Genomic DNA, 20,685 nt, shown 5'->3' on the forward strand with positions numbered 1-20,685 from the left:
GTGAGTCACTATGGAGGTGCTAGTTGCCTATAGTGCTAAGCATCCTGTTCTGCGAATGAGTCAGTCGGAAAAATCCATTTTATTTGGGCGTGATGAGGTTCTGGTGAAATTGAACTCGGCGCTTTCCAATGTGAAGTTCCCTATGCTGGTCTTAACTGGGGAAGTAGGCAGTGGTAAAACGGCGCTTATGCAGCATTGGTTGTGGCAATATAAAACGGCGGATCGACAGGATTTTGATGCGATATTGAGGTGGTCATTTTCGAGCTATATCAATGAGCATGATCCGAAAAGCGAGCTACATCAGTTTTTAGAATATGCTTTGATTGCTTTGAATGTGGCTTTTTCAACAAGGCATTCGTGTCTAGAAAAAGTAATGTTGCTGGTCAAGCAGTTGCAGCAACAACGTGTTTTATTGATTCTTGATCATGTGTTTGGGGCGATGTTTACGGTTGAACGCAGTGATCATCATGATTTGGTGGCTTGTTTTGATGCGTTGTTAATGCCGCTGATGCGTTATAACCCAGGTTGTTGTGTATTGGTATTGGATGATCCTACTATTTTGGTTGGAACGCGATACGTCGGTGCACCTGAGTTGAGATTGGAGAGGTTAAGCCAAGTCGATGGTGTGAAATTATTAATGCATAGGGGTGTTTCAGGTAAGGGTAATGCGTTGGCTAAAGTGTCTGCTTTATTTGAATGCCACCCCTTAACGCTGACATTATTGGTGCCTTATTTACGTGATGCCTGTGGGGGAGATCTGACCAAGCTGGATACGATTCCTGTATTGTTTGATCAGCACGCAACTGGTCGTCATACGCGGCGTATTTTGGCAGCTTACGAAAAATGGTTGATGAATACGCCTGAATTGGCGATGGTTTATCTATTCAGTTTGTTTAATGGCGCGTTTTCTACTCGTCAATGCTTAGATTATTGTCATGCGATTTTTCGGCGGCAATCGTTGTTCGTTAAAAGAGAGATACCCAGCATCTTAGCGCCATTGAGTCGATTGAACGATAAAAAGCTCTTGAATTTACAACAACACTTGCAGGAGCTGTGCTTGGTTACAGCGTATAGAGAGCCAGAGATGTTTGAGATGCATCCGGTGATACGCGAATATTTTGCACAAAAATTTCGGACTGGATTTTGGGATGAATGGGTCTATTTACGAGGGATATTGTTGAGTGATGATGAGGATCACGATATTGCTTCACCCGTTAAGTCAGACCCCATACGCCTAGTAGAAGAACGATTGATGCAGGCCATTGTAGCCAAACACTGGTCACAAGCTGCTGATTCTGCCTTACAGTTGCATCAATATACGTTGGCAAGAGGCAATGTTGATGCAAGTATCAACTATGCTCGTCAAAGCGTGGCTTATGCGCATTTAGGACAAGATACACTGCATTTACAGCAAAATTTACATTTGTTGACAGCGCTGTTGCAACAGGTTGATGCCACCACCTCAGAAGCTATGTCAGCTGAGGTGGCGGTGTGAGAGTTAGGTTTTGCTTGTGCGCGGGTACTCTTCCAGTAGCAGCGATTTACCGCGCATACCTTCAGGTTTAGGCAAGCCCATCAACTGCAACACTGTGGGGGCAAGGTTGCTTAAACCGCCCTCGGTCGAGAGTCGCCAGTTGGATTTGTCCATAATCAGGCAAGGAACGGGATAAACGGTATGTTGGGTATTGGGTTCACCGCTTAACGGGTCAATGTATTCGTCACAGTTGCCGTGGTCAGCCGTCATAATGACGGAATACTCATGGGCAACCGCGCTATCCAGCACCCGGCCAACTTCACGGTCGAGTGCTTCTACCGCCTTGATGACCGCACCCGGTACGGCGGTATGGCCTACCATGTCGCCGTTGGCGAAGTTCACCACGATGAAACAGTATTTGTCGTGTTCGATAGCACTGATGATGGTATCGGCGACTTCTTTGGCGCTCATTTCTGGCTGATCGTCGTAAGTTTCCACATGGGGAGAGGGGATCACGATACGTTCTTCACCTGCGTAAGTGCGTTCGCGTCCACCATTGAAGAAAAAGGTGACGTGGGCGTACTTTTCAGTTTCCGCGCAATGCAGTTGTTTTAAACCGGCGAGGCTGATGGTTTGTGCGAGGTTAGTGGCAGGGCGTTCCGGTGAGAAAATAACCGGAGCCAGCAGGCGCTTGTCGTATTCGGTCATGGTGGTGAGCGAGACTGGTTCGAAATCACCCCGATCGAAGTCGTTGAAGTTTTCATCTGCCAAGGCTTTGGCCGTTTGACGTGGGCGGTCATTGCGGAAGTTGAAGAACAGCACCGTGTCATTGCTTTGGATGAGTTCGGCATTCGGCATAATGCGCGGTTTGATGAACTCATCCGTTTCCCCTGCCGCGTAAGCATCATCGACGGCTTGCAAGGCACTGCTGGCAGGTGTGCCGATACCACGTACCATGGCATCCCATGCTAGCTTGGTACGTTCCCACCGGTGATCACGATCCATTGCGTAAAAGCGCCCGGTCACGGTAGCAATTTCGCCACCCGTCATTTCCATCACACTTTCGATTTGCTTGATGAATTGTTTGGCGATTTTGGGAGCGGTGTCTCGGCCATCGGTGATGACGTGTAGCACGGGTTTGACACCGTGTTCCATGCAGGCTTTTAGCAAGGCGATGATGTGCGTCATGTGGCTGTGGACACCACCATCGGAAACTAAGCCCAGCAGATGCAGTGGGCGCTTATCGGCTTTGGCACTACTTAGCGCATTCAGCAGGGAATGGTTTTTGTAGAAGCTACCGTCTTCAATGGCATCTTCGATACGCACCAAGTCTTGGCGTAGGATTGAGCCGCAGCCAATGGTCATGTGCCCGACTTCGGAATTGCCCATTTGTCCATCTGGCAAACCCACTGCCCGCCCGGAGGCCTGCAAGGTTGTATGCGGGTATTGCCCGAAATAGCGGTCAAAATTCGGCGTGTCTGCTTCATGTACCGCGTTGAAACGTTTGCTCGGGTTAACCCCGAAGCCGTCGAGAATGACCAGAATGGTCTTACGGCGTGGAACGTTTGGGTGTCTTGATCTCACTGGTTGCCCTCATCATACAGTCTATGGTGAAGGCACGCATTGTAGCAGGTAATCCGTTAATTTTGTTTGTCCTTGTCTAGCTTGTCTTGTTCTTCCTTGCGGAAGTTGTCTTCCATGCGCTTGAATTCTTCATCCATCCGTTCCAGCTCCGCTTCCATTTCGGCATCGGTCAAGGGGCGGAAGGCTTCATCGTCGCTGGATTGCGTCGGGGTGGTTTCCTCGAAAATGTGCTGGTCGTTTTCCCATGCGCTGACGTCATTTGCTGTTGCGCCTGTGGCGGTGGCACTAGCGGCGGCAGCGGTAGTTGGCGCGACAGGCATAGTGCTATCGTGAATGGTTTGCTCGGCTTCGTGCTCTGCTTTGTCTACCCGGAAACGCTCCAGATGTTTGGCGAACACCCGGCTTAACAATAAGCCCAGTTCAAACAGTAACCAGATGGGGACTGCCATGAGGATTTGGGACACCACATCCGGCGGTGTCAGGAACATGGCGATAACAAACGCGCCAACAATGATGTAAGGACGGGCTTTGATTAGATTTTCTGCGCTAACCACACCCATGCCGATCAGCAGAATGGTTGCGACCGGGGTTTCAAAGCTGATACCAAAGGCCAGAAACATGGCGACCGTAAAGTCTAGATAAGCGGCAATATCCGGCGTCGGGTTGACGTTACTGGGGGCAAATGCCACGGCAGCTCTGGAAATCATCGGAATGACCAGAAAATACGCAAACGCCATGCCCGCGTAAAACAAACCTACGCTGGAAACCAGCAGGGGTGTTACCAGCTTCTTTTCATGCTGGTACAAGCCAGGAGCAACAAAGCCCCAAATTTGGTAAAAGGTATACGGTAGCGTAATCAAAAAGGCGACCATCAACGCCAATTTGAAGGGAATCAGGAAGGGTGAAGCCACCCCAATCGCAATCAGCTTCTCGCCGTGCGGTAACTGGCGTATCAATGGGTCAGATAGCCAATTGTATAAATCTTGCACAAAAGGGGAGAGAAGAATAAACACGGCAATAATGGCAATGACAATGCGCAGCAAACGGTCACGTAATTCAAACAAGTGTTCTAGAACTGCCTTGAACCCGGCATCCTGATCGCTGCCGTTAGTCGGGTTTGTCATGCTGTTCCAATTCCTTGCGCACCGAGTCAGTTTTTTCCCGCATCATGGCTTGCATGTTGCGTATTTCTTCTTCTTGTTTGTAGAGCATATTGCGCAGCTCTTCGGTATTCAACTCACGGTCAATGTCTGCTCTTGTTTTAGCAACAAAACGGCGGACTTTACCAATCCATCGCCCAATGGCTCGGGCGACTGTTGGCAGGCGTTCTGGTCCAATCACCAATAAGGCAACCACACCAACCACAAGCATTTCGAGAAAGCTGCTTTCAAACATGCGTTAGGTTATCTCAAACCTTATCTTTTTCTTTGGCTTCTGAATCAATCACACGGCCTTGTTGCATGTCTTTTTGTTCGACTTTGGGCGCTTCGGCGTTGGTGTTAGTTTCGTCACCGTCTTTCACGGCTTTTTTGAAATTCTTGAGGGCTTCACCTAAGTCGCCGCCCATATTGCGCAGCTTTTTAGTGCCGAACAGCAAGATGACAATTACTAATACCAGAATCAGTTGCAGGGGGCTGAAATGCATGGTCGTTTTATCCTCGAAGTTAATCTGTGCGGTTGGCTTTTTCCACCAGACCTGACATACCGAAGCGGCGTGCGAGTTCTTTCAGCACATCGTCGGGGTGCAGGTTCTGCTGCGCCAATAGTACCAGCGTATGAAACCACAAATCCGCGACTTCATACACAATTTTATCTTTTTCGCCGTCTTTTGCGGCCATCACGGTTTCGGTGGCTTCCTCGCCGATCTTTTTGAGGATGCTGTCCAAACCCTTGGCGTAGAGCTTGGCGACGTAGGAGCTATCCGGTTCCGCTTGTTTGCGGCTTTCCAGCACCTCGGCGAGTTGAGTGAGTACGCTATCGTTCATCATGGGGTCAGTATACCTAATTCAATTGGTGTGCGGCGACGGGTGAATGGGTTTCGGTAATGTTTGGTAATAATGACGACATTTTCCACTCAGATTGTTGCGCCGCATCGTCCAGCAATTGACACAGCAAGTGTAGCAGGTCGTGGGTTAAGGTGAGGTCTGCACCTTTTTCGGCGACATTTTTCAGCGAGAGTGCTAGTGCGCCATTGGTTTGGTGGCGAAACCCAGCCTTGGCGACTAGCAACGGGTCTTTGCCTAATGGCAGGTTGCTAGCTTCGCGGAACGGGCTGTTGAATTGGGCTTTGCTTTGCGCTTGCTCGTGTTCGAACGCGATGATTGCTTGACGGGAATGGATGTCACTGTGCTGTTTCACCGCAGGGGATGACATCAGCGCATCCTGCAACACTGGCCACAGGCGTATTAGAAAGCGGTGTGTCAGCCAGAAACGGTATTCCTCTTCGGCGACAGTATTCAGGCGCATCAGGATGCGGTCTTCTTCCTGAATATAGCGAATCTGTATTTGTGCGGGTGTTGCCATCATCGTCATAACCTTTCCTACAGCCTCATCTCGATGCCTTGCGCCGCCATGTAACGTTTGGCATCGCCGACCGTGTATTCGCCGAAGTGGAAGATGCTGGCAGCGAGTACCGCATCTGCACCGCCTTTCAAGACGCCATCGGCTAGATGTTGCAAGTTACCAACGCCACCAGACGCGATAAACGGAATGCCTACGCGGTCAGTAATGGCACGGGTCAGGCCGAGGTCAAAGCCGACTTTGGTGCCGTCCCGATCCATACTCGTGACCAGCAATTCACCTGCGCCGAACTGTGCCATTTTTTCAGCCCACGCAACCGCATCAATGCCGGTGCGCTTACGCCCGCCGTGGGTGAAGACTTCCCAGCGGTCGGGTTCGCCGGGTTCATTGACACGCTTGGCGTCGATGGCGACCACGATGCATTGCGAGCCGAAATAGTCGCTGCACTCGCGTACCAAGTCGGGGTTGGTGATGGCTGCTGTGTTGATGCCCACCTTGTCGGCTCCGGCATTCAGCATTCGGCGCACGTCTTCTGGCTTGCGGATGCCGCCACCCACGGTCAGCGGGATGAACACCTGCGAGGCGACCGCTTCCACCATGTGGACGATGGTATCGCGGTTGTCGGAACTGGCGGTGATGTCGAGGAAGGTGATTTCATCCGCGCCTTCACGGTTGTAGCGGGCGGCGATTTCCACCGGGTCGCCAGCATCGCGGATGTCGACGAAATTCACGCCTTTGACGACGCGACCATTGTCCACGTCAAGGCAGGGGATGATGCGTTTGGCTAAACCCATGTGCTGGCCTGTGTCGTTAGTGTAAAAACTCAAGCCCGTATCCTAAGCTGATTGACCGCTAGTAGGCAATGCTTTGACGCTCATCCTGTTTTGATTGGTTGGTAACACTGACTGAGTGACACATTGGACACCAATGGATGATGACAGGGTGATGAACCCGGACACACGCCAGAAGTCGAGTACTTTTTAAATCAATGTAAAAGGAATTTACATCATGACTAGCATCTCAAATGTAAGCAGCAGCGCTTGCGCACCTATTACTTCCAGCCCATCACAGGGTTCTTCCAGCAACGGTAGCCAATCTTCATGCAATGCATCAAGCCCACAAGGTTCATCTTCTGCATGGGGCAATGTTGCTGGGCAGCAATGCGGCAGCATCGGTGGTGGCCAAGGCGGTTCTGGCTCTAAAGCTGGTTCAGGCAAGAAAAGTGGTTCAGGCTCTAAAGCTGGTTCAGGCAAGAAAAGCGGTTCAGGCTCTAAAGCTGGTTCTGGCAAGAGCAGCAAGGGCGGTTCAGGCTCTAAATCAAGCAGCAAGTGCAAGTAATATACCTGCACAATGGAGGGAGGGGGGAGATCCCCCTTCCTCCTTTATTGGAATTTGCTCATGAGTGATCTTTCCACCCATTTCCCCGATTACCTTGCAGGCTATCGTGAGACACCTTGCCCATTCTGGTCAGGCAATAGTGCGCCACGTCCTCTCCAAAGCAGCACCATCACACCACCACCAACGCAGCCCCGGCAATGGCAGGAGCGCCCGTATTTTTGCGATAACCTTGCCCGCTTGTGCGAGGAACATCTGGGTGGGCGTGTCAGTGACATCACCTTTCCGGGTGGTTCAGACCGTAGCGCCTGTTTGGTGCGTTGGGAAGACGGCAGAACCGCCATTGCCAGTTTTCGGGGCGAAACCGGGCGGGCGCGGCTGGAAGAGCGTGTTTTGCATCATCTGAATCAATATGCAGCCCCTGTTCCCAACGTGCTGTTTTTTAATGGTATTGTAATGCTTCAGGAAACCTTGGTTGGGGAGCGTTTATCTACCTTGCTGGCTAACGCAGATGCGCCCGCCCGCCATACTGTGTTAGCCAGTGCTTTGTCCAGTTTGCATCAGATTCACCTTGCCGCTGCACAGGCGGGGATTGATCAAGCCGTTCCCGTTATCGGCGGCGAAGAAGACTGGATTGCCCGCCATATCCGCCAATTGCGCAAAATCGGCGATGCCTTTGAGATCCCCGTGCCAGCGCTGGATAAAGCGTCTCTTCAAGACATTTTGCTGCCCCTCAAGCCACGCTTGGTGAAATGGGATGCCCGCCCCGGTAATGCGATGGTGGATGCGGCAGGCAAGGTGTCATGGTTTGATTGGGAACATTGCGGGGCGCGTAACCGGCTGGACGATCTGGTGTGGCTATTGTGCGATGAAAGCGTGCCGTTTTGCAGCGCTACCGAACAAGCCTTATTGACGGAATTTGTGCCGTTATTTGCCGACGGCGCACCGCCCGAAGTGGCGCATCGCTACGCAGCGGTGGCGGGTGTGCTGCATTGCACTGCCCGCTTGGGGCTGATTTTGCATAAGCAGCAGGGCGAAGAAGGCTGGTGGGATAGGCAGGAAATCCTCGATTACGATTACATCGGCGTTACCTTGCCACAAGCACAGCAGCTTTGTGCGCGTGCCGCTGACTGGGCGAGCCGCGAACCGCTGGTTGCCAGCCTTGTGCCGTGGTTTGCGGATGTGGCGGGGCATATTGAAACGCTGTAGTCAGTACTTGGTGTTACCGTGATAGACCCCTACAATGCTTGCTTAATCCGTTTGCATTAAGGAGTTCACTTTGAAACCAAGCCCTGCGACCCAAGCACTTGCCACGTTGTTTGTCCTGTCTACGTTGACTGCTTGTGTATCCACTGGATCCAGCAGCATCAGCACACCGACCGTTTCTGCTACTTCTGCGGATTCTACCTGTGCGATGCAATACGCTGAGGGTACACAGCCTGAACTGATCAATACCAAACTCGCACCGAAAACCAGAACCTTGTGTTTCTCAGAATACGCCGTACTACATTCCGGTGTGACACGTACACCACTGTGGGCGAGTGAACACCTGACTTACAACGAATTGTTGATGAATATTGACCGCAAAGACAATTTCCATGCGGAAAAGTCCTTGCCAGAAGACGAGCGTGCGGAGTTGGCGGATTATGTCGGGTCAGGCTACGACCGTGGACACCTTGCTCCAGCGGCAGATATGCCTTCGGTTGAAGCGATGAGCGAAAGTTTTTCCCTTGCAAATATGACACCGCAGAACCCCTCCAACAACCGTGGTTTATGGTCGAGCATTGAGTCAAAAACCCGCGATCTGGCGATGCAACGCGGTGAATTATATGTGGTTTCCGGCGCTATTTTCGCGGGTGCGTCGCTCCAGCGTATCAATGACCGGGTATTGGTTCCCAGCAGTTATTTCAAGGCGGTTTACGACGCGAATACGGGCGAAAGTGGTGCGTATTGGGTCGCCAATGATGCCACCAAGAACTATAAGATGCTGAGTATCGCTGAATTGACGAAAACGGCAGGGATAGACCCTTTCCCCAGCATCAGTCAATTCAGCAAAAACAGCCGTATGGCCTTACCGCAACCCTGAGTTAACCCTGATGGACTTTTTCAAGAACGAAGCGGAAACCCGCATATTAAACGAGCTGAATATTGAAAACCGACTGGATCGGGTATCGCTGCATGGCAGCCTTGACATTACCCACGATGCTGCCGGGCTGGAATTGGCGCTGAAACTGCAAGCCATGCTGGACGGCATGGTGGCAGTATTGCAGGCGGAGCAAGCCAGCGGGACGTTGCCGGATCACATTACCCTTGCGGCGGGGGATGCGGTGGATAATCCGTTTTTGTAACAGAAGTGGGGCATGGGTTCATGATTCTTGCTAAAACTCGCGTTCGTTTTGCATTGCATGGATGATTTCTACCGCCTGTTTGCGGAAAGTTGTGGGATCAAACGCTGGTGGAAAATGTTGGAGTTTGGTGGAAATCAAGCCATGCCAGTGCGGAAAGCGAACATGCTTTGTTGGTATTGCGCAATATCAAGGATTTTCCAGAGTATGAGCCGTGGTTGATAGTGCCTTGCAAGCGCTGAAATACTGTTCCTTAACCCGCAGAAGAACCAATAACTACCTGCGGGTTAAGAGAATCAGCCAGCGCCGATGTTAGCAAAACTTATTGCAATCCGGTGAACATATCAGGGCCAAACACTTCATAGTGAATCCGCTCTGCGGGCACGCCTTGAGCTTGTAACCACTCTCGTTGTACTCGCATAAAGGCTAATGGTCCGCATAAATAATAGCCTGTTTTTTCAGGTAAATCAGTAAGTGCTACTTGTTCCAGATTCATTCGGCCAACGAACTCATCCTCAGTGGTGACGTTATCGTGTGTTTCATAGAAAAATACAGAGCGGTAATCCGATAATGATTGCGCGGCTGTTGCCACATCCGTTTGTAAGGCGACTTGTGTAGAATGCCGTGCCGCGTGAATAAAGCGTATAGGTAAGGCAGCATTTTGTTTGGCTAGCGTATTGAGAATGCTCACCATCGGGGTAATACCGACACCAGCACTGATTAAAGCCACCGCCTCGTTATCGGCTTGTACCACAAAATCCCCATACGGAATTCCCGCTTTGAGCGTGTCACCCACCGTTAACTGATGCAGCAGGTTAGAAAGGAATCCATCTGGACACTCCGTTTGCGCCTCACGCTTAACAGTAATACGCCAATACGTCTGACTATTATGATCTGATAAGCTGTATTGGCGAATTTGTTGCAGCCCATCGTTTTCCAAAGCAATACTGACGTACTGACCCGCAACGAATGCTGGCAATTTCGCACCATCAGGATCTACCAAATACAAAGACCTTATATCGGGTGTTTCTTGCACAATGCGTTCGATTCGCAAAGTTCTCCAGTATTGTTTATCCAAACGGGCACTTTGTTGCGCATACAATGTGGCTTCGCGTGCAACTAAATCACAGGCGAGTAACCAATACACTTCGTCCCATGCTGCGAGAATTTCCGCTGTAGCCAGATCACCCAACACCGTTTTTACTGCTCCCAATAAATGCTTGCCGACGATGGTGTATTGCGCGGGTTTAATGCCAAGGCTGGCGTGTTTGTGTGCAATGCGTGATAACACAGGTTCAAGCACCGCAGGGTTATTAATATTCGCCGCATAGGCATACACCGCGCTGGCAAGGGCTTGCTGTTGTCCACCTGTCGCTTGATTGCTCATATTGAACAGGTTTTTTAGTTCTGGATGTGTGACAAACATACTGCGATAAAACGTGCTGGTGATTTCCGTGCCATGTTCCCGTACTAAACCGACGGTAGCCTGCACAATGGCTAACGATTCTGCTGTTATCATTAATAATCTCCAATAAGTTATATTTAAAATGCAACTTTTAATGTAAAAAATTTACCCGGTTACCCAACGTTGGTGCATTTGCACCAGTACCGTTTGTGTGGGATCACGCACCATATCCGCGAGGGTGTACTGATCTAACCATTGATGGAATTGCGTTAATCCTTGGGCGAGTATGCCTTTTAAGCGACAATTACCATCTAAAGCACAAGCAGCCTTATCGCAGTCGATCAACTGTTTTTCGTTTTCCAGTGAACGAATAATCATGCCCAAATGTAATTGGTGTGGTGCTATACCCAATTTTAGTCCACCATTTCGTCCACGTGTCGCCTCTACCCAGCCTAGTTTTACCATTTGATTTACCACTTTAATCAAATGATTGTGTGATAGCTGAAATTGCTCGGCAAGCTCTGCTATGGTAATTAATGACTCACGTTGATGTTGTGTGAGGTACATCAATACACGTAAACCGATGTCTGTAAACTGGGTAATGTGCATAGCAGTATTGCGTCAGTAGTGAGTAGATGCGTGCTATTATATAAAGTTGCATTTTAAATGCAAGAATTAAATTCACCATTTCTGCGACCTTCACAGGTTAGCCCTGGTATCTCAGAGGATTTAGGGGTGTGTTACGCAATTACCCCTCCCGCCGGAAACAGTCGAGCGTGTGATCATTCACCATCCCCGTCGCCTGCATGTGGGCGTAACACACGGTCGAACCCATGAATTTGAAGCCGCGTTTTTTCAAATCTTTGCTCATTGCATCCGATTCCGGGGTGGTGGCGGGGCATTCGGTCAGTGTGCGCCAGGTGTTCACGATGGGTTTGCCGCCAACAAACTGCCACAGGTAAGCATCAAAACTGCCGAATTCGGCCTGCACTGCCAGAAAGCGTTGCGCGTTGTTGATGGTTGCCAACACTTTCAGGCGATTGCGGATGATTCCTGCATTGCCGAGTAATTCCTCGACTTTGGCAGCGTCGTAGAGCGCGATTTTGGCAGGGTCGAACTGGTCGAAGGCTTGTCGGTAATTTTCGCGCTTACGCAGGACGGTGTACCAACTCAAGCCTGCTTGCGCCGATTCCAGCACAATGAACTCGAACAGTTTGCGGTCATCGTGGACGGGGACGCCCCATTCTTCGTCGTGGTAGGCGACGTAATCGGGCTTGCTCAAGTCGACCCAAGCGCAGCGGCACAGCGGGGGCGAGTGGAAGGATGTGTCAGTCATGGTTAACCCTTGCAGCGTTGGTGGATTCACTCAAGTATACAGTTTAGCAGGCACTTTCTGGCGACGTGCTGTACCATCTGTGCGCAACAAACCCTGTCATTATTCAAGAGTTACTATTATGAAAATCGGCGTTACCAGCCAAAATTTACGTACCGTTACCGGACATGCCAGCAAAGCCCGCAGCTTTTTGATGTATGAATGGACGACTGAGCAAGTCTTGCAACCCCTTGAATCGCTTGATTTGTCGATGGATATGTCGATTCACGCCTGGGACAAACGTGGCGACCACCCGCTGTTAGCACTGGATTATTTGATCACCGGCCCATGCGGTAAAAGCTTCATCAATCAGATGAAGCAATACGGCGTGCGGGTTAGAACCACTGATGAAACTGACCCGCTGGTAGCGGTGCAGCAGTTAGTGGCGGCGGTCGTGCCTTGGGCGGGTAAGGCTGTGCGAGGTGTTTAATCTTTAAAATTGACGAATTGGCTGTTCCCTTGTTCGACTATCAGGGCGAGGGTGAACTATTGCGTGATTGGGCGGCGAAGAAAGGCGAAGAGGGTATCCGCGCGTATTGGGCGGATAAAAATCAGGTGACGCTGGATGGTAAGGCGACGGGGGTGTTATGCAAGCCTACCTAGCCAGTAGTCACTACACGAGGGAAATCCTTCAAGCAGCAGCGCCCAGAAGGGTTGCTGGTTTTGCAAGAACATAACCCGTCTTTGGTTTTCTGACTCACATAATCCCGGATAGAAGGGTTTGACAGGGCGTTCGCCCTAGATACGCCAAAGCAATAGCAAATCAGCGCATGGGGTGAATCATCCTTGATACCGATAATGCTTCTCACCTTTTGTTTGGATATGACTGAGCCATCTTCACCGAAGTAAGCTACCTCACAAGCAGGATCTTCGCAGAAATAGTAGCCCTGATTTTTTTCTGTCCATTGCCACGGATCTTTCAGGTGATGAATGATGGTTTGTGCTGATACCGCTGTGCACTCACCCCTATGCACCGGGCACTGACACTTTTTGGGTGGGGCAGCAATAGCACCGGGTGAACAACATTCATGCATATGAGAATTCCTTGTAAGCTGCCATCAGGGTGTGCCGCCATTGTAGGCGTGACGATGCGCACCCTAATGGCTAACGTAATCTTAACTGCTGTCCAGCATTAATGTTATTGGAAGCAGGCAACTGATTAAGGGAAATAAGACGCTCGATACTAACGCCTGTTTGGCGGGCAATAGCGTAAAGCGTGTCGCCAACCCTAACCACGTACCGATCTACCGTAGTTTCCGAGGTGCCAAGAGTAGAGGTTGGCGTCACCTCCGTAGGCAACCTCAAGGGTTGAGCAGCGCTTATTTCAGGCGGCTTCCGAGGCTGCGCTATATTGGCTATATCAGGCAGCTTCAAGGGCTGGCCTGCTTTTAGGTTATTGAGGGGGGGGAGTTGGTTGAGAACCATCAGGTTTTTGATCGGAATGCCCGTTTTACGCATAACCGCATACAAGGTGTCACCTTTTTGCACTATGTAAAAATTATCGGCAGTACTTGGCGGGTTGAGAGTATTAGTAGGTGCTGGGGAAGCCGTCAATTGGTTGGAACCAATCTGATCAAAATAAGAATAATCTGTTGAACTAGCACTGCCCGCCATGGGAATGCAGTTATAGGTATCCTCAGCAGCTAGGGTTACCCCGCTTGCCATTGCACAGACCAGTAAGAGCGACTGCCCTAGTCGTACCCATCCAATGAGAAAAGTATCGGTGAACATTATCTAAATTCCATTGTTGTTATATGTTTCTATGCATACTGTAACGTTACTGTTATTAACAACAACCCTATCTAAGCGTTAATTGCATTATCTATAAGACAAATATATCAGCATATGTCATGAATGCCCACTGGAATTCTAGGGAGCGTTGCTCGTCAGTCATTCTAATTAGTCAGCATCATCTGCAACGTGCTAATGATGCTGAATAGGGTGTTTGCCAAAAGGCAGATTTGATGTAAAGACCTCATTTCTATCACTCATAAAATAAGCTATAAATGAGCCATAGAATCACGATGTATGACTCATGCAATGGAATTGGCTGGCCTAACTTTAGCTTCGACCCGCTGAAGCTTATGCCTTTGGAAACGGCTTTCGCGCACGAATCCGGCTTGCTGCTCGGCGCATTCACGCATTTGACAGAAGCTGACCGCATCCAACTCAAAGTGGAAATGGTCAGCAACGAAGCCATGCAGTGAGCTGAAAATATTACGTTAATTGAGCTGGAATCATTATGCACATTCCCAAATACTTTGCCGAACACGACCAAGCCGAAATCTTGCGCTTCATCGCTGCTCACGCTTTCGGCACGCTGGTCACGGTTGACGCAGGCGTTCCCTGTGCCAGCCACATCCCGTTTTTGCTGGAACAGGGCGAAACACTCACGCTTTCCGGGCATCTTGCCAAAGCCAATCCGCAATGGCAGCACTTAGCCGCAAACCAGCAGGTGTTAGCGATGTTCCAAGGCGCACACGCCTACGTTTCACCGACATGGTACGAAGGAACAGGCGTACCCACATGGAATTACACCGCCGTACATGTTTACGGCACGGTTCGCGTCATCCACGATACCGCATGGTTAAAAGCGCAGGTGGAACACCTTAGCCATTACTACGAAGGCGATACCCCCAACGCATGGATTCCCGCTTACCCCGACAAAATGTTGGAAGCCATCGTTGGTTTTGAAATCACTATCGAATCCCTACAAGCCAAATACAAACTGAGCCAGAACCGCAGCGCGGCAGATCAGCACAATGTTATGCAAGCCCTCGAAGCCAGCAGCAGCGAAAACGAGCGCGGTGTGGCGGCATTGATGGCACAAAGACTTTGATGTAATAGCTGTAATGCTTGCACAGGCTCCGTTTTAACCTAAGATCACGTGTTTGCAGCCAGCCCGGATAAATGATCATGTCAGAAAATCACAGCACCCCCACCGAACCCGAGTGGACAGTTGTCCAACAAGCTGCCGCTGATGACGGTTTACACCTGTTACGGCTGCTGGATGTGGGCGCGAATTTCCCCTTCCGTAATTACCCGGAACGCTTCAGCGTCTTGTGGGAGTTCGCCGAACTCGACGCAGAAGGCTTGCCCAGCGCGGCCGAGCTTACCCGCATGAAAGACTTTGAAAACGCCTTGTGCGCGGTGATGCAAGCCGACCATGCCGCGTTACTGGTGATGGTGTTCACCGAACCTGCTCACCGCGAATTTATCTTGTTGGCGCGGAATAAATCAGCCTTCCAGAACCGGCTGAATTCGGCAGAAGGCTTAGGGGAGAAACTCCCCATCAGCCTCGACCATGAAACCGACGCGCAAGGCGAGTTTTACTTGTCGTATGCGACTAAAGTGCTGAAGCGTTACGGTTAACCCCGCTCACCAAGGCTTTGATGGAGGCGGTAATAATATTGCCGTCGATCCCCACGCCATAGTGTTCGGCGCTGCCATTCACTGGCCGCAACTCGATGAAAGCACAGGCTTGGGCATTGCCCGCCTCGTCGCTAGCACCGATGGAACGTTCCTCGTAACTGCGCACTTGCACGCGGATACCCACCCCTTGCAAGGCATGGACTGCTGCATCAATCGGACCATTGCCTTCGCCAGTCAGCTCGTGCTGAATGCCGTTTTGCTCGATCACCAAGCGGATACCTTGCGCCTTACCGTGCTCAAACAAATGGTGTTCGCAATAACGCACGGGCGTGGCAGTTTCCAGATACGTCGCGGTGAAAATGTTCCAGATGTCGTTGGCGTTCACCTCGCAACCTTGCTGGTCGGTGTGGTCTTTCACCACGCTGGAAAACTCGACCTGCAAGCGGCGCGGCATGACGATGCCATAAGCACTTTCCAGCAAATAGGCAATCCCGCCTTTGCCCGACTGGCTGTTGACGCGGATCACTGAATCGTAACTGCGCCCCACGTCCGCCGGGTCAATCGGCAAGTACGGCACGTTCCAGTGCGCATCGGCTGCTTGGGCGGCAAAGCCTTTCTTGATCGCATCCTGATGCGAGCCAGAAAACGCGGTAAACACCAAGTCGCCCACATACGGGTGACGCGGGTGGATCGGCAATTGCGTGCAATATTCCGCCGTCCGCGCCACGGCATTGATGTCGGAAAAGTCCAAACCGGGGGCAATGCCTTGGGTGTAAAGGTTCAATGCCAAGGTCACGATGTCGACGTTGCCGGTGCGTTCGCCACTGCCGAACAAGCAACCTTCTACCCGGTCAGCGCCTGCTAATAAGGCCAATTCCGTCGCTGCCACTGCCGTGCCTCGGTCATTGTGCGGGTGCACGCTGAGGATCACGCTGTCGCGGCGAGCCAGTTCGCGGTGCATCCATTCAATTTGGTCGGCGTACACATTCGGGGTGGACATTTCGACCGTGGCGGGCAGGTTGATAATCACCGGCCTGTCGGGGGTTGCGCCCCACGTCTCTGTTACCGCGTCACACACGTCGCGGGCGAAATCCAGTTCGGTGGCGCTGAAGGTTTCCGGGCTGTATTCGAGCACCCATTCGGTTTCCGGCTGTGCTTCGGCCAAGTGTTTGATCAACGCTACCGCAGACACTGCCATGCCCAACACGTCCGCTTTGCTCATGTGAAACACGCTGTCGCGGAACGGTTGGGAGGTGGCATTGTACACATGCACAATCGCCCGACGTGCGCCGCGTAAGGATTCCATCGTGCGACGGATCAGGTGTTCCCGCGCTTGCGTCAACACTTCGATGGTAACATCGGCGGGGATGTGCTGGCCTTCGATCAATTCGCGCACGAAATCAAAATCGGTTTGCGAGGCGGAAGGGAACGCCACTTCGATTTCCTTGAAACCAATCTGACACAGGGTGTGGAACATGCGCCGTTTGCGCTCGGCATTCATCGGCTCGAACAGGGCTTGATTGCCGTCACGCAAGTCGGTGCTCATCCAGATCGGTGGCTGAGTAAGGGTGCGGCTCGGCCATTGCCGGTCAGTCAAGGCGACTGGCGGGAAGGGGCGGTATTTGGTGGCCGGATTCGTCAACATGGCAATCTGCTCCTGTAAGTGATACCGATAGATTAAGGCAAAGCGTGTGGCAGGGGATTGCGTTTTGAAGCCCGATAACTCGATTTATTGATAGAATGTTGCTTTAAATTAAGATTTATTGGTGTTTTATGCCTATTTGGAATGAACATCTGCATCACGCCGAACATGCCCCCTCTTGTTGCTGCTATATTCGTGATCTATCCGCACCACGCGGTAGCTAATGGCAGGGGCATGGTCAATGGGCAGCAACAATACCAACTTTGGTTTTCTCAAGCATCACGATGCATTATTGGCGCGTTTGGCAGAAACCGCTGAAAGCTGCTTCGTTCCCGACCCCAATACCACCCTGATCAAAATGCGCCAACTCGGTGAAGCCCTCGCGCAAACGCTAGCGGCACGGGTGGGCGTAGCCTTTGGGCAGGACATCAAGCAAATCGACCTGCTGCGCGACCTCGATGACACCCTGCGGCTTGACCCGCGTATCAAGGATGCTTTCCACACCCTGCGCAAACTGGGCAACGCCGCCAACCACGACATCACCTCCAGCAACCACCGCGACGCTTTGCAAGCCTTGCAGGTCGGCTATGCGCTCAGTGCGTGGTATCACCAGGCGTTTGGCGGTGACAAGGCCAAAGGTTTCAAGCCCGGCGCTTATGTCAAACCACCAGACCCCTCGGCAGAGGTGCGCCAATTGGAAGCCGCCTTCAATGAGCTGCAACGCCAGCAAAAAACAGCGGCAGAACGGCTGGAAGTCGCCGAACAGCTCAAGCAGATTGAAGTTGAAAAAGCCGCAGCCGAACGCAAACGTGCCGAACAAATGGCCGCAGAAAGCCAAATTTGGGAAGCACTGGCGGCTGAAAATGAAACCCGGCTGGCGGCCTTGCAAGCGGAAATGGCGGCTGCCAATACCGCCTACAAAACCCGCTTTGAACAACAGGATCAGCAAGCCCAGGCCGCCGAAATTGCCCGCGTCGAAAAGTCAGTGTTCCAGCTCAGCGAAGCCGAAACCCGCGTGTTGATCGACCAGCAACTCAACGAAGCCGGTTGGCAGGCCGATAGCGTCAACCTGCGCCATGCCAAAGGTGCACGCCCGCTCGCCAATGAGAACCGCGCCATTGCCGAATGGCCGACCGCTTCCGGCCCAGCGGATTACGTGCTGTTCATGGGGCTAACGCCGGTGGCGGTGATCGAGGCGAAAAAGAGCGCCAAAAATGTTTACAGCGCCATCGACCAAGCCAAGCGTTACGTGAACGGTCTGGATGTTTCCGTGCCGCTGGTCTTCGCCACCAATGGCCGCCCTTACCTCAAGCAACTGGAGCAGGAAAGCGGCATCTGGTTTCTGGATGTGCGTGACACCGCCAACCGCCGCAAAGCGTTGAAAGGCTGGTACAGCCCGCATGAAATCAAGACCTTTCTGCGCCAGACCCCGCAACAGGCCGAGGTCGCGTTGGACAACATGGGGTTTGATTACGACCTGAAATTACGCGATTACCAGATTGCCGCTATCAAATCGGTCGAAACCGCCATCAAGCAAGGCAAGGATAAAGCCCTGATCGCCATGGCGACCGGCACCGGCAAAACCAAAACCGCGATTGCGCTGGTGTACCGCTTGCTCAAGTCAGAGCGTTTCCGGCGCATTCTGTTTCTGGTTGACCGTGCCGCACTGGGCGAACAAACCGCCAATGATTTCAAGGAAGTGCGGCTAGAAAACCTGAATACCTTCGCCGACACCTTTGGCCTGATGACGCTGGATGATAAACAACCTGCCGACGACACCAAGGTGCATGTCGCCACGGTGCAAGGGCTGGTGAAGCGCATCCTCTATCCGGGCGATAACGACAGCAAGCCGGGTGTCGGGCAGTACGACTGCATCATTGTCGATGAATGCCATCGCGGTTATTTGCTGGATCGGGAATTGAGCGACACCGAAATCCTGTTCCGTAACCAGAAAGATTACCAGTCCAAATACCGCAGCGTGATTGATTACTTCGACGCCTTCAAGATTGGTCTGACCGCCACGCCTGCGCTGCATACCACTGATATTTTCGACGCGCCGGTCTTCAGTTACACCTACCCGGAAGCGGTGCTGGATGGCTACCTCAATGACCATTTACCACCGATCCGGGTACACACCAAGCTGGCGGAACAGGGTATCCATTACGGCGTGAATGAGGAGGTGCAGGTGTACAAGGCGGACAGCCATACGCTGGAAACCTATAACACCCCGGATGAGCTGGACTTCGACATTACCGAATTCAACCGCCGGGTGATTGCGCCCAACTTCACCAAAGTGATCACGCAATGGCTGATTGAAAGCGATGCCATCGACCCGTATTCACAGGCCAAGACGCTGATTTTCTGCGTGACCGACAAGCACGCCGACGAGGTGGTGGAAGCGCTCAAGGAAGCTTGCACCCACTACCATGGCGAAGTCGATGATGATGCCATCCAGAAAATCACCGGGGCGAGTGACAAGCCGCTGGATAAAATCCGTGCCTACAAAAACGACCGCTTGCCGAATATTGCGGTGACGGTGGATTTGCTGACCACAGGTGTGGATGTTCCCAGCATCAGCAATCTGGTGTTTTTACGCCGGGTGAACAGCCGCATCCTGTTTGAGCAAATGCTGGGGCGGGCGACGCGGCTGTGCCCGGAAATCGGCAAAGGCCCGTTCCGTATTTACGACGCAGTGGACATTTACAAGCAGCTCGAAGACGTGAACACCATGAAGCCGGTCGTCACCAAGGTGGACATCAATTTTGGGACGCTGGAACAGGAAATGCGCCGCGACGATGAACCCGCTTTGCAGGAGCTGGCGAAACGCCAATTCATCGCCAAATTGCAGGTGAAGAAAAACTTCCTCAGCGAGACGCAGGCCAGCCAGTTTGAAACCATCGTCGGGCAGTCGCCCACCGATTTCGCCAAGGCACTCAAAGCGATGCCGCCGCAACAGGTCGCCGCGTGGTTTACCCAACACCCCGGCTTGGGTGAGCTGCTCGACAGGAAAGTGCAGGGCAGTGGCAATCGCCCCGCCGTGGTGATTTCCAGCCATGAGGATGAGGTCATTGCGGTCACTACCGGCTATGGCGATGGGCAAAAGCCGGAAGATTACCTGCAAGCTTTCAACGATTTCATCAAGGCCAACGGCAACCGCATGGTAGCGCTGCAAACCGTGGTGCAAAAGCCGTGGGAACTGAGCCGCGCCGATTTGAAAGTGCTGGCGGTGGAACTGGAGCGTAACCATTTCCGCGAACAGGATTTGCAAACCGCCTGGAACGAAGTGAAAAGCGAAGACATCGCCGCGCGCATTATCGGTTTCATCCGTCAGGCAGCACTCGGCGAGGCGCTGATTCCGTGGGAACAGCGTGTCGATCAGGCACTGGCAAAAATGCTGGCGCAACAGCCGTGGAAAACCCCGCAAAAGCAATGGCTGGAACTGATCGCCAAGCAGATGAAAGCCAACCTGATCGTCGATGAAGCGGTGCTGGATCAGGGCGTTTTCAAGCACCAGTTTGGCGGTATCAAACGCGCCAACAAGCTGTTTGACGAGCCGGTGGGCGCGGTGTTGCAACGCTTTAATCGGGCGTTGTGGGGGTGAAATTCTGCTACAATCAAACCTCTGATTTTCATTGC

General features: G+C 52.0%; 25 protein-coding genes. 12 read left to right on the plus strand and 13 right to left on the minus strand.

Annotation, left to right across the window (positions count from 1 at the left end; translation table 11 throughout):
• The first annotated feature begins 10 nt into the window (after positions 1-10).
• Entirely contained in the window at positions 11-1,495 is a 1,485-nt protein-coding gene (locus tag Q394_RS0105005) for an ATP-binding protein (RefSeq protein ID WP_028488304.1), read from the plus strand.
• A gap of 3 nt (positions 1,496-1,498) precedes the next feature.
• Here the strand turns inward: Q394_RS0105005 and gpmI are convergent, their stop codons facing one another.
• From gpmI to hisF, 7 genes are read right to left on the minus strand one after another with little or no spacing between them, the layout of a single operon-like run.
• Positions 1,499-3,058 carry a 2,3-bisphosphoglycerate-independent phosphoglycerate mutase gene (gene gpmI, locus Q394_RS0105010; protein WP_028488305.1) on the minus strand — a complete coding sequence of 520 codons (1,560 nt, stop codon included), beginning with the start codon at positions 3,056-3,058 and terminating at the stop codon, positions 1,499-1,501.
• A gap of 56 nt (positions 3,059-3,114) precedes the next feature.
• On the minus strand, positions 3,115-4,182 hold the full coding sequence (gene tatC, locus Q394_RS19200; RefSeq protein WP_038140537.1) for a twin-arginine translocase subunit TatC: 1,068 nt from the start codon (positions 4,180-4,182) through the stop codon (positions 3,115-3,117).
• The gene (tatB, locus tag Q394_RS0105020; protein ID WP_028488306.1) at positions 4,166-4,453 is read right to left on the minus strand and encodes a Sec-independent protein translocase protein TatB; all 288 of its coding nucleotides are present in this window, start codon (positions 4,451-4,453) and stop codon (positions 4,166-4,168) included. The genes tatC and tatB overlap by 17 nt, the downstream gene beginning before the upstream one ends.
• Before the next feature lie 13 nt (positions 4,454-4,466).
• On the minus strand, positions 4,467-4,703 hold the full coding sequence (gene tatA, locus Q394_RS0105025; protein ID WP_028488307.1) for a twin-arginine translocase TatA/TatE family subunit: 237 nt from the start codon (positions 4,701-4,703) through the stop codon (positions 4,467-4,469).
• Between the two features lie 19 nt (positions 4,704-4,722).
• On the minus strand, positions 4,723-5,043 hold the full coding sequence (locus Q394_RS0105030) for a phosphoribosyl-ATP diphosphatase (protein ID WP_028488308.1): 321 nt from the start codon (positions 5,041-5,043) through the stop codon (positions 4,723-4,725).
• Positions 5,044-5,059: 16 nt separating this feature from the next.
• Positions 5,060-5,590 carry a hypothetical protein gene (locus tag Q394_RS0105035; protein ID WP_028488309.1) on the minus strand — a complete coding sequence of 177 codons (531 nt, stop codon included), beginning with the start codon at positions 5,588-5,590 and terminating at the stop codon, positions 5,060-5,062.
• A gap of 8 nt (positions 5,591-5,598) precedes the next feature.
• Positions 5,599-6,372, minus strand: a complete 774-nt coding sequence (hisF, locus tag Q394_RS0105040) for an imidazole glycerol phosphate synthase subunit HisF (RefSeq protein ID WP_028488310.1) — start codon at positions 6,370-6,372, stop codon at positions 5,599-5,601.
• A gap of 214 nt (positions 6,373-6,586) precedes the next feature.
• On the opposite strand from hisF, the gene Q394_RS22285 reads away from it, so the two are divergent.
• The 5 genes from Q394_RS22285 (at position 6,587) to Q394_RS22975 (ending at position 9,500) form a co-directional block, all read left to right on the plus strand.
• Positions 6,587-6,916 carry a hypothetical protein gene (locus tag Q394_RS22285; protein WP_156946739.1) on the plus strand — a complete coding sequence of 110 codons (330 nt, stop codon included), beginning with the start codon at positions 6,587-6,589 and terminating at the stop codon, positions 6,914-6,916.
• 60 nt (positions 6,917-6,976) lie between these two features.
• Positions 6,977-8,122: a protein kinase family protein gene (locus tag Q394_RS0105050; protein WP_028488312.1), complete on the plus strand. Its 1,146-nt coding sequence runs from the start codon at positions 6,977-6,979 to the stop codon at positions 8,120-8,122.
• Between the two features lie 70 nt (positions 8,123-8,192).
• Positions 8,193-8,999: a DNA/RNA non-specific endonuclease gene (locus Q394_RS0105055; protein WP_028488313.1), complete on the plus strand. Its 807-nt coding sequence runs from the start codon at positions 8,193-8,195 to the stop codon at positions 8,997-8,999.
• A 10-nt stretch (positions 9,000-9,009) separates the two neighbouring features.
• On the plus strand, positions 9,010-9,261 hold the full coding sequence (locus tag Q394_RS0105060) for a hypothetical protein (protein WP_028488314.1): 252 nt from the start codon (positions 9,010-9,012) through the stop codon (positions 9,259-9,261).
• A gap of 107 nt (positions 9,262-9,368) precedes the next feature.
• Positions 9,369-9,500 carry a PIN domain-containing protein gene (locus Q394_RS22975; protein WP_281169632.1) on the plus strand — a complete coding sequence of 44 codons (132 nt, stop codon included), beginning with the start codon at positions 9,369-9,371 and terminating at the stop codon, positions 9,498-9,500.
• An 80-nt stretch (positions 9,501-9,580) separates the two neighbouring features.
• Here the strand turns inward: Q394_RS22975 and Q394_RS0105070 are convergent, their stop codons facing one another.
• From Q394_RS0105070 to Q394_RS0105080, 3 genes are all read right to left on the minus strand, one after another.
• Complete coding sequence (locus Q394_RS0105070) at positions 9,581-10,777, minus strand: globin domain-containing protein (RefSeq protein ID WP_028488315.1); 1,197 nt, start codon at positions 10,775-10,777, stop codon at positions 9,581-9,583.
• Positions 10,778-10,828: 51 nt separating this feature from the next.
• Positions 10,829-11,272, minus strand: a complete 444-nt coding sequence (locus tag Q394_RS0105075) for an RrF2 family transcriptional regulator (RefSeq protein WP_028488316.1) — start codon at positions 11,270-11,272, stop codon at positions 10,829-10,831.
• A gap of 139 nt (positions 11,273-11,411) precedes the next feature.
• A complete protein-coding gene (locus tag Q394_RS0105080) occupies positions 11,412-11,999 on the minus strand; it encodes a DNA-3-methyladenine glycosylase I (protein WP_028488317.1) in 588 nt (195 codons plus the stop codon).
• 118 nt (positions 12,000-12,117) lie between these two features.
• On the opposite strand from Q394_RS0105080, the gene Q394_RS19205 reads away from it, so the two are divergent.
• Positions 12,118-12,465, plus strand: coding sequence for a NifB/NifX family molybdenum-iron cluster-binding protein (locus Q394_RS19205; protein ID WP_038140541.1), 348 nt, complete (start codon positions 12,118-12,120; stop codon positions 12,463-12,465).
• A 29-nt stretch (positions 12,466-12,494) separates the two neighbouring features.
• Entirely contained in the window at positions 12,495-12,638 is a 144-nt protein-coding gene (locus tag Q394_RS22290; protein ID WP_156946740.1) for a hypothetical protein, read from the plus strand.
• Here the strand turns inward: Q394_RS22290 and Q394_RS0105095 are convergent.
• Together Q394_RS0105095 and Q394_RS0105100 are read right to left on the minus strand one after the other, a co-directional pair.
• On the minus strand, positions 12,635-13,069 hold the full coding sequence (locus Q394_RS0105095) for a putative iron-sulfur cluster-binding metallochaperone (RefSeq protein WP_028488318.1): 435 nt from the start codon (positions 13,067-13,069) through the stop codon (positions 12,635-12,637). The two genes, Q394_RS22290 and Q394_RS0105095, sit on opposite strands and share 4 nt — an antisense overlap.
• A 70-nt stretch (positions 13,070-13,139) precedes the next feature.
• A complete protein-coding gene (locus tag Q394_RS0105100) occupies positions 13,140-13,766 on the minus strand; it encodes a LysM peptidoglycan-binding domain-containing protein (RefSeq protein ID WP_028488319.1) in 627 nt (208 codons plus the stop codon).
• A gap of 275 nt (positions 13,767-14,041) precedes the next feature.
• Between Q394_RS0105100 and Q394_RS0105105 the strand changes: the two genes are divergently transcribed.
• From Q394_RS0105105 to Q394_RS0105115, 3 genes are all read left to right on the plus strand, one after another.
• Positions 14,042-14,242 (plus strand): DUF4172 domain-containing protein, encoded by a 201-nt coding sequence (locus Q394_RS0105105; protein ID WP_084260353.1) that lies wholly within the window; start codon positions 14,042-14,044, stop codon positions 14,240-14,242.
• Between the two features lie 35 nt (positions 14,243-14,277).
• A complete protein-coding gene (locus tag Q394_RS0105110; RefSeq protein ID WP_028488321.1) occupies positions 14,278-14,874 on the plus strand; it encodes an FMN-binding negative transcriptional regulator in 597 nt (198 codons plus the stop codon).
• 77 nt (positions 14,875-14,951) lie between these two features.
• A complete protein-coding gene (locus Q394_RS0105115; protein ID WP_028488322.1) occupies positions 14,952-15,407 on the plus strand; it encodes a DUF695 domain-containing protein in 456 nt (151 codons plus the stop codon).
• Here the strand turns inward: Q394_RS0105115 and leuA are convergent.
• Complete coding sequence (gene leuA, locus Q394_RS0105120; protein WP_028488323.1) at positions 15,382-17,052, minus strand: 2-isopropylmalate synthase; 1,671 nt, start codon at positions 17,050-17,052, stop codon at positions 15,382-15,384. The genes Q394_RS0105115 and leuA overlap by 26 nt on opposite strands.
• Positions 17,053-17,290: 238 nt before the next feature.
• On the opposite strand from leuA, the gene hsdR reads away from it, so the two are divergent.
• On the plus strand, positions 17,291-20,650 hold the full coding sequence (gene hsdR, locus Q394_RS0105125) for a type I restriction-modification system endonuclease (protein WP_028488324.1): 3,360 nt from the start codon (positions 17,291-17,293) through the stop codon (positions 20,648-20,650).
• The last annotated feature ends 35 nt before the right edge of the window (positions 20,651-20,685 follow it).

This window comes from Thiothrix lacustris DSM 21227 (genome assembly GCF_000621325.1).
Lineage (GTDB): Bacteria > Pseudomonadota > Gammaproteobacteria > Thiotrichales > Thiotrichaceae > Thiothrix > Thiothrix lacustris.

Coding starts and splice junctions, on each gene's coding strand:
- Q394_RS0105005 (WP_028488304.1), top strand. CDS start 11: ATGGAGGTGCTAGTTGCCTATAGTGCTAAGCATCCTGTTCTGCGAATG.
- tatC (WP_038140537.1), bottom strand. CDS start 4,182: ATGACAAACCCGACTAACGGCAGCGATCAGGATGCCGGGTTCAAGGCA.
- tatB (WP_028488306.1), bottom strand. CDS start 4,453: ATGTTTGAAAGCAGCTTTCTCGAAATGCTTGTGGTTGGTGTGGTTGCC.
- tatA (WP_028488307.1), bottom strand. CDS start 4,703: ATGCATTTCAGCCCCCTGCAACTGATTCTGGTATTAGTAATTGTCATC.
- Q394_RS0105030 (WP_028488308.1), bottom strand. CDS start 5,043: ATGAACGATAGCGTACTCACTCAACTCGCCGAGGTGCTGGAAAGCCGC.
- Q394_RS0105035 (WP_028488309.1), bottom strand. CDS start 5,590: ATGACGATGATGGCAACACCCGCACAAATACAGATTCGCTATATTCAG.
- hisF (WP_028488310.1), bottom strand. CDS start 6,372: ATGGGTTTAGCCAAACGCATCATCCCCTGCCTTGACGTGGACAATGGT.
- Q394_RS22285 (WP_156946739.1), top strand. CDS start 6,587: ATGACTAGCATCTCAAATGTAAGCAGCAGCGCTTGCGCACCTATTACT.
- Q394_RS0105050 (WP_028488312.1), top strand. CDS start 6,977: ATGAGTGATCTTTCCACCCATTTCCCCGATTACCTTGCAGGCTATCGT.
- Q394_RS0105060 (WP_028488314.1), top strand. CDS start 9,010: ATGGACTTTTTCAAGAACGAAGCGGAAACCCGCATATTAAACGAGCTG.
- Q394_RS0105070 (WP_028488315.1), bottom strand. CDS start 10,777: ATGATAACAGCAGAATCGTTAGCCATTGTGCAGGCTACCGTCGGTTTA.
- Q394_RS0105075 (WP_028488316.1), bottom strand. CDS start 11,272: ATGCACATTACCCAGTTTACAGACATCGGTTTACGTGTATTGATGTAC.
- Q394_RS0105080 (WP_028488317.1), bottom strand. CDS start 11,999: ATGACTGACACATCCTTCCACTCGCCCCCGCTGTGCCGCTGCGCTTGG.
- Q394_RS19205 (WP_038140541.1), top strand. CDS start 12,118: ATGAAAATCGGCGTTACCAGCCAAAATTTACGTACCGTTACCGGACAT.
- Q394_RS0105095 (WP_028488318.1), bottom strand. CDS start 13,069: ATGCATGAATGTTGTTCACCCGGTGCTATTGCTGCCCCACCCAAAAAG.
- Q394_RS0105100 (WP_028488319.1), bottom strand. CDS start 13,766: ATGTTCACCGATACTTTTCTCATTGGATGGGTACGACTAGGGCAGTCG.
- Q394_RS0105105 (WP_084260353.1), top strand. CDS start 14,042: ATGAGCCATAGAATCACGATGTATGACTCATGCAATGGAATTGGCTGG.
- Q394_RS0105110 (WP_028488321.1), top strand. CDS start 14,278: ATGCACATTCCCAAATACTTTGCCGAACACGACCAAGCCGAAATCTTG.
- Q394_RS0105115 (WP_028488322.1), top strand. CDS start 14,952: ATGTCAGAAAATCACAGCACCCCCACCGAACCCGAGTGGACAGTTGTC.
- leuA (WP_028488323.1), bottom strand. CDS start 17,052: ATGTTGACGAATCCGGCCACCAAATACCGCCCCTTCCCGCCAGTCGCC.
- hsdR (WP_028488324.1), top strand. CDS start 17,291: ATGGGCAGCAACAATACCAACTTTGGTTTTCTCAAGCATCACGATGCA.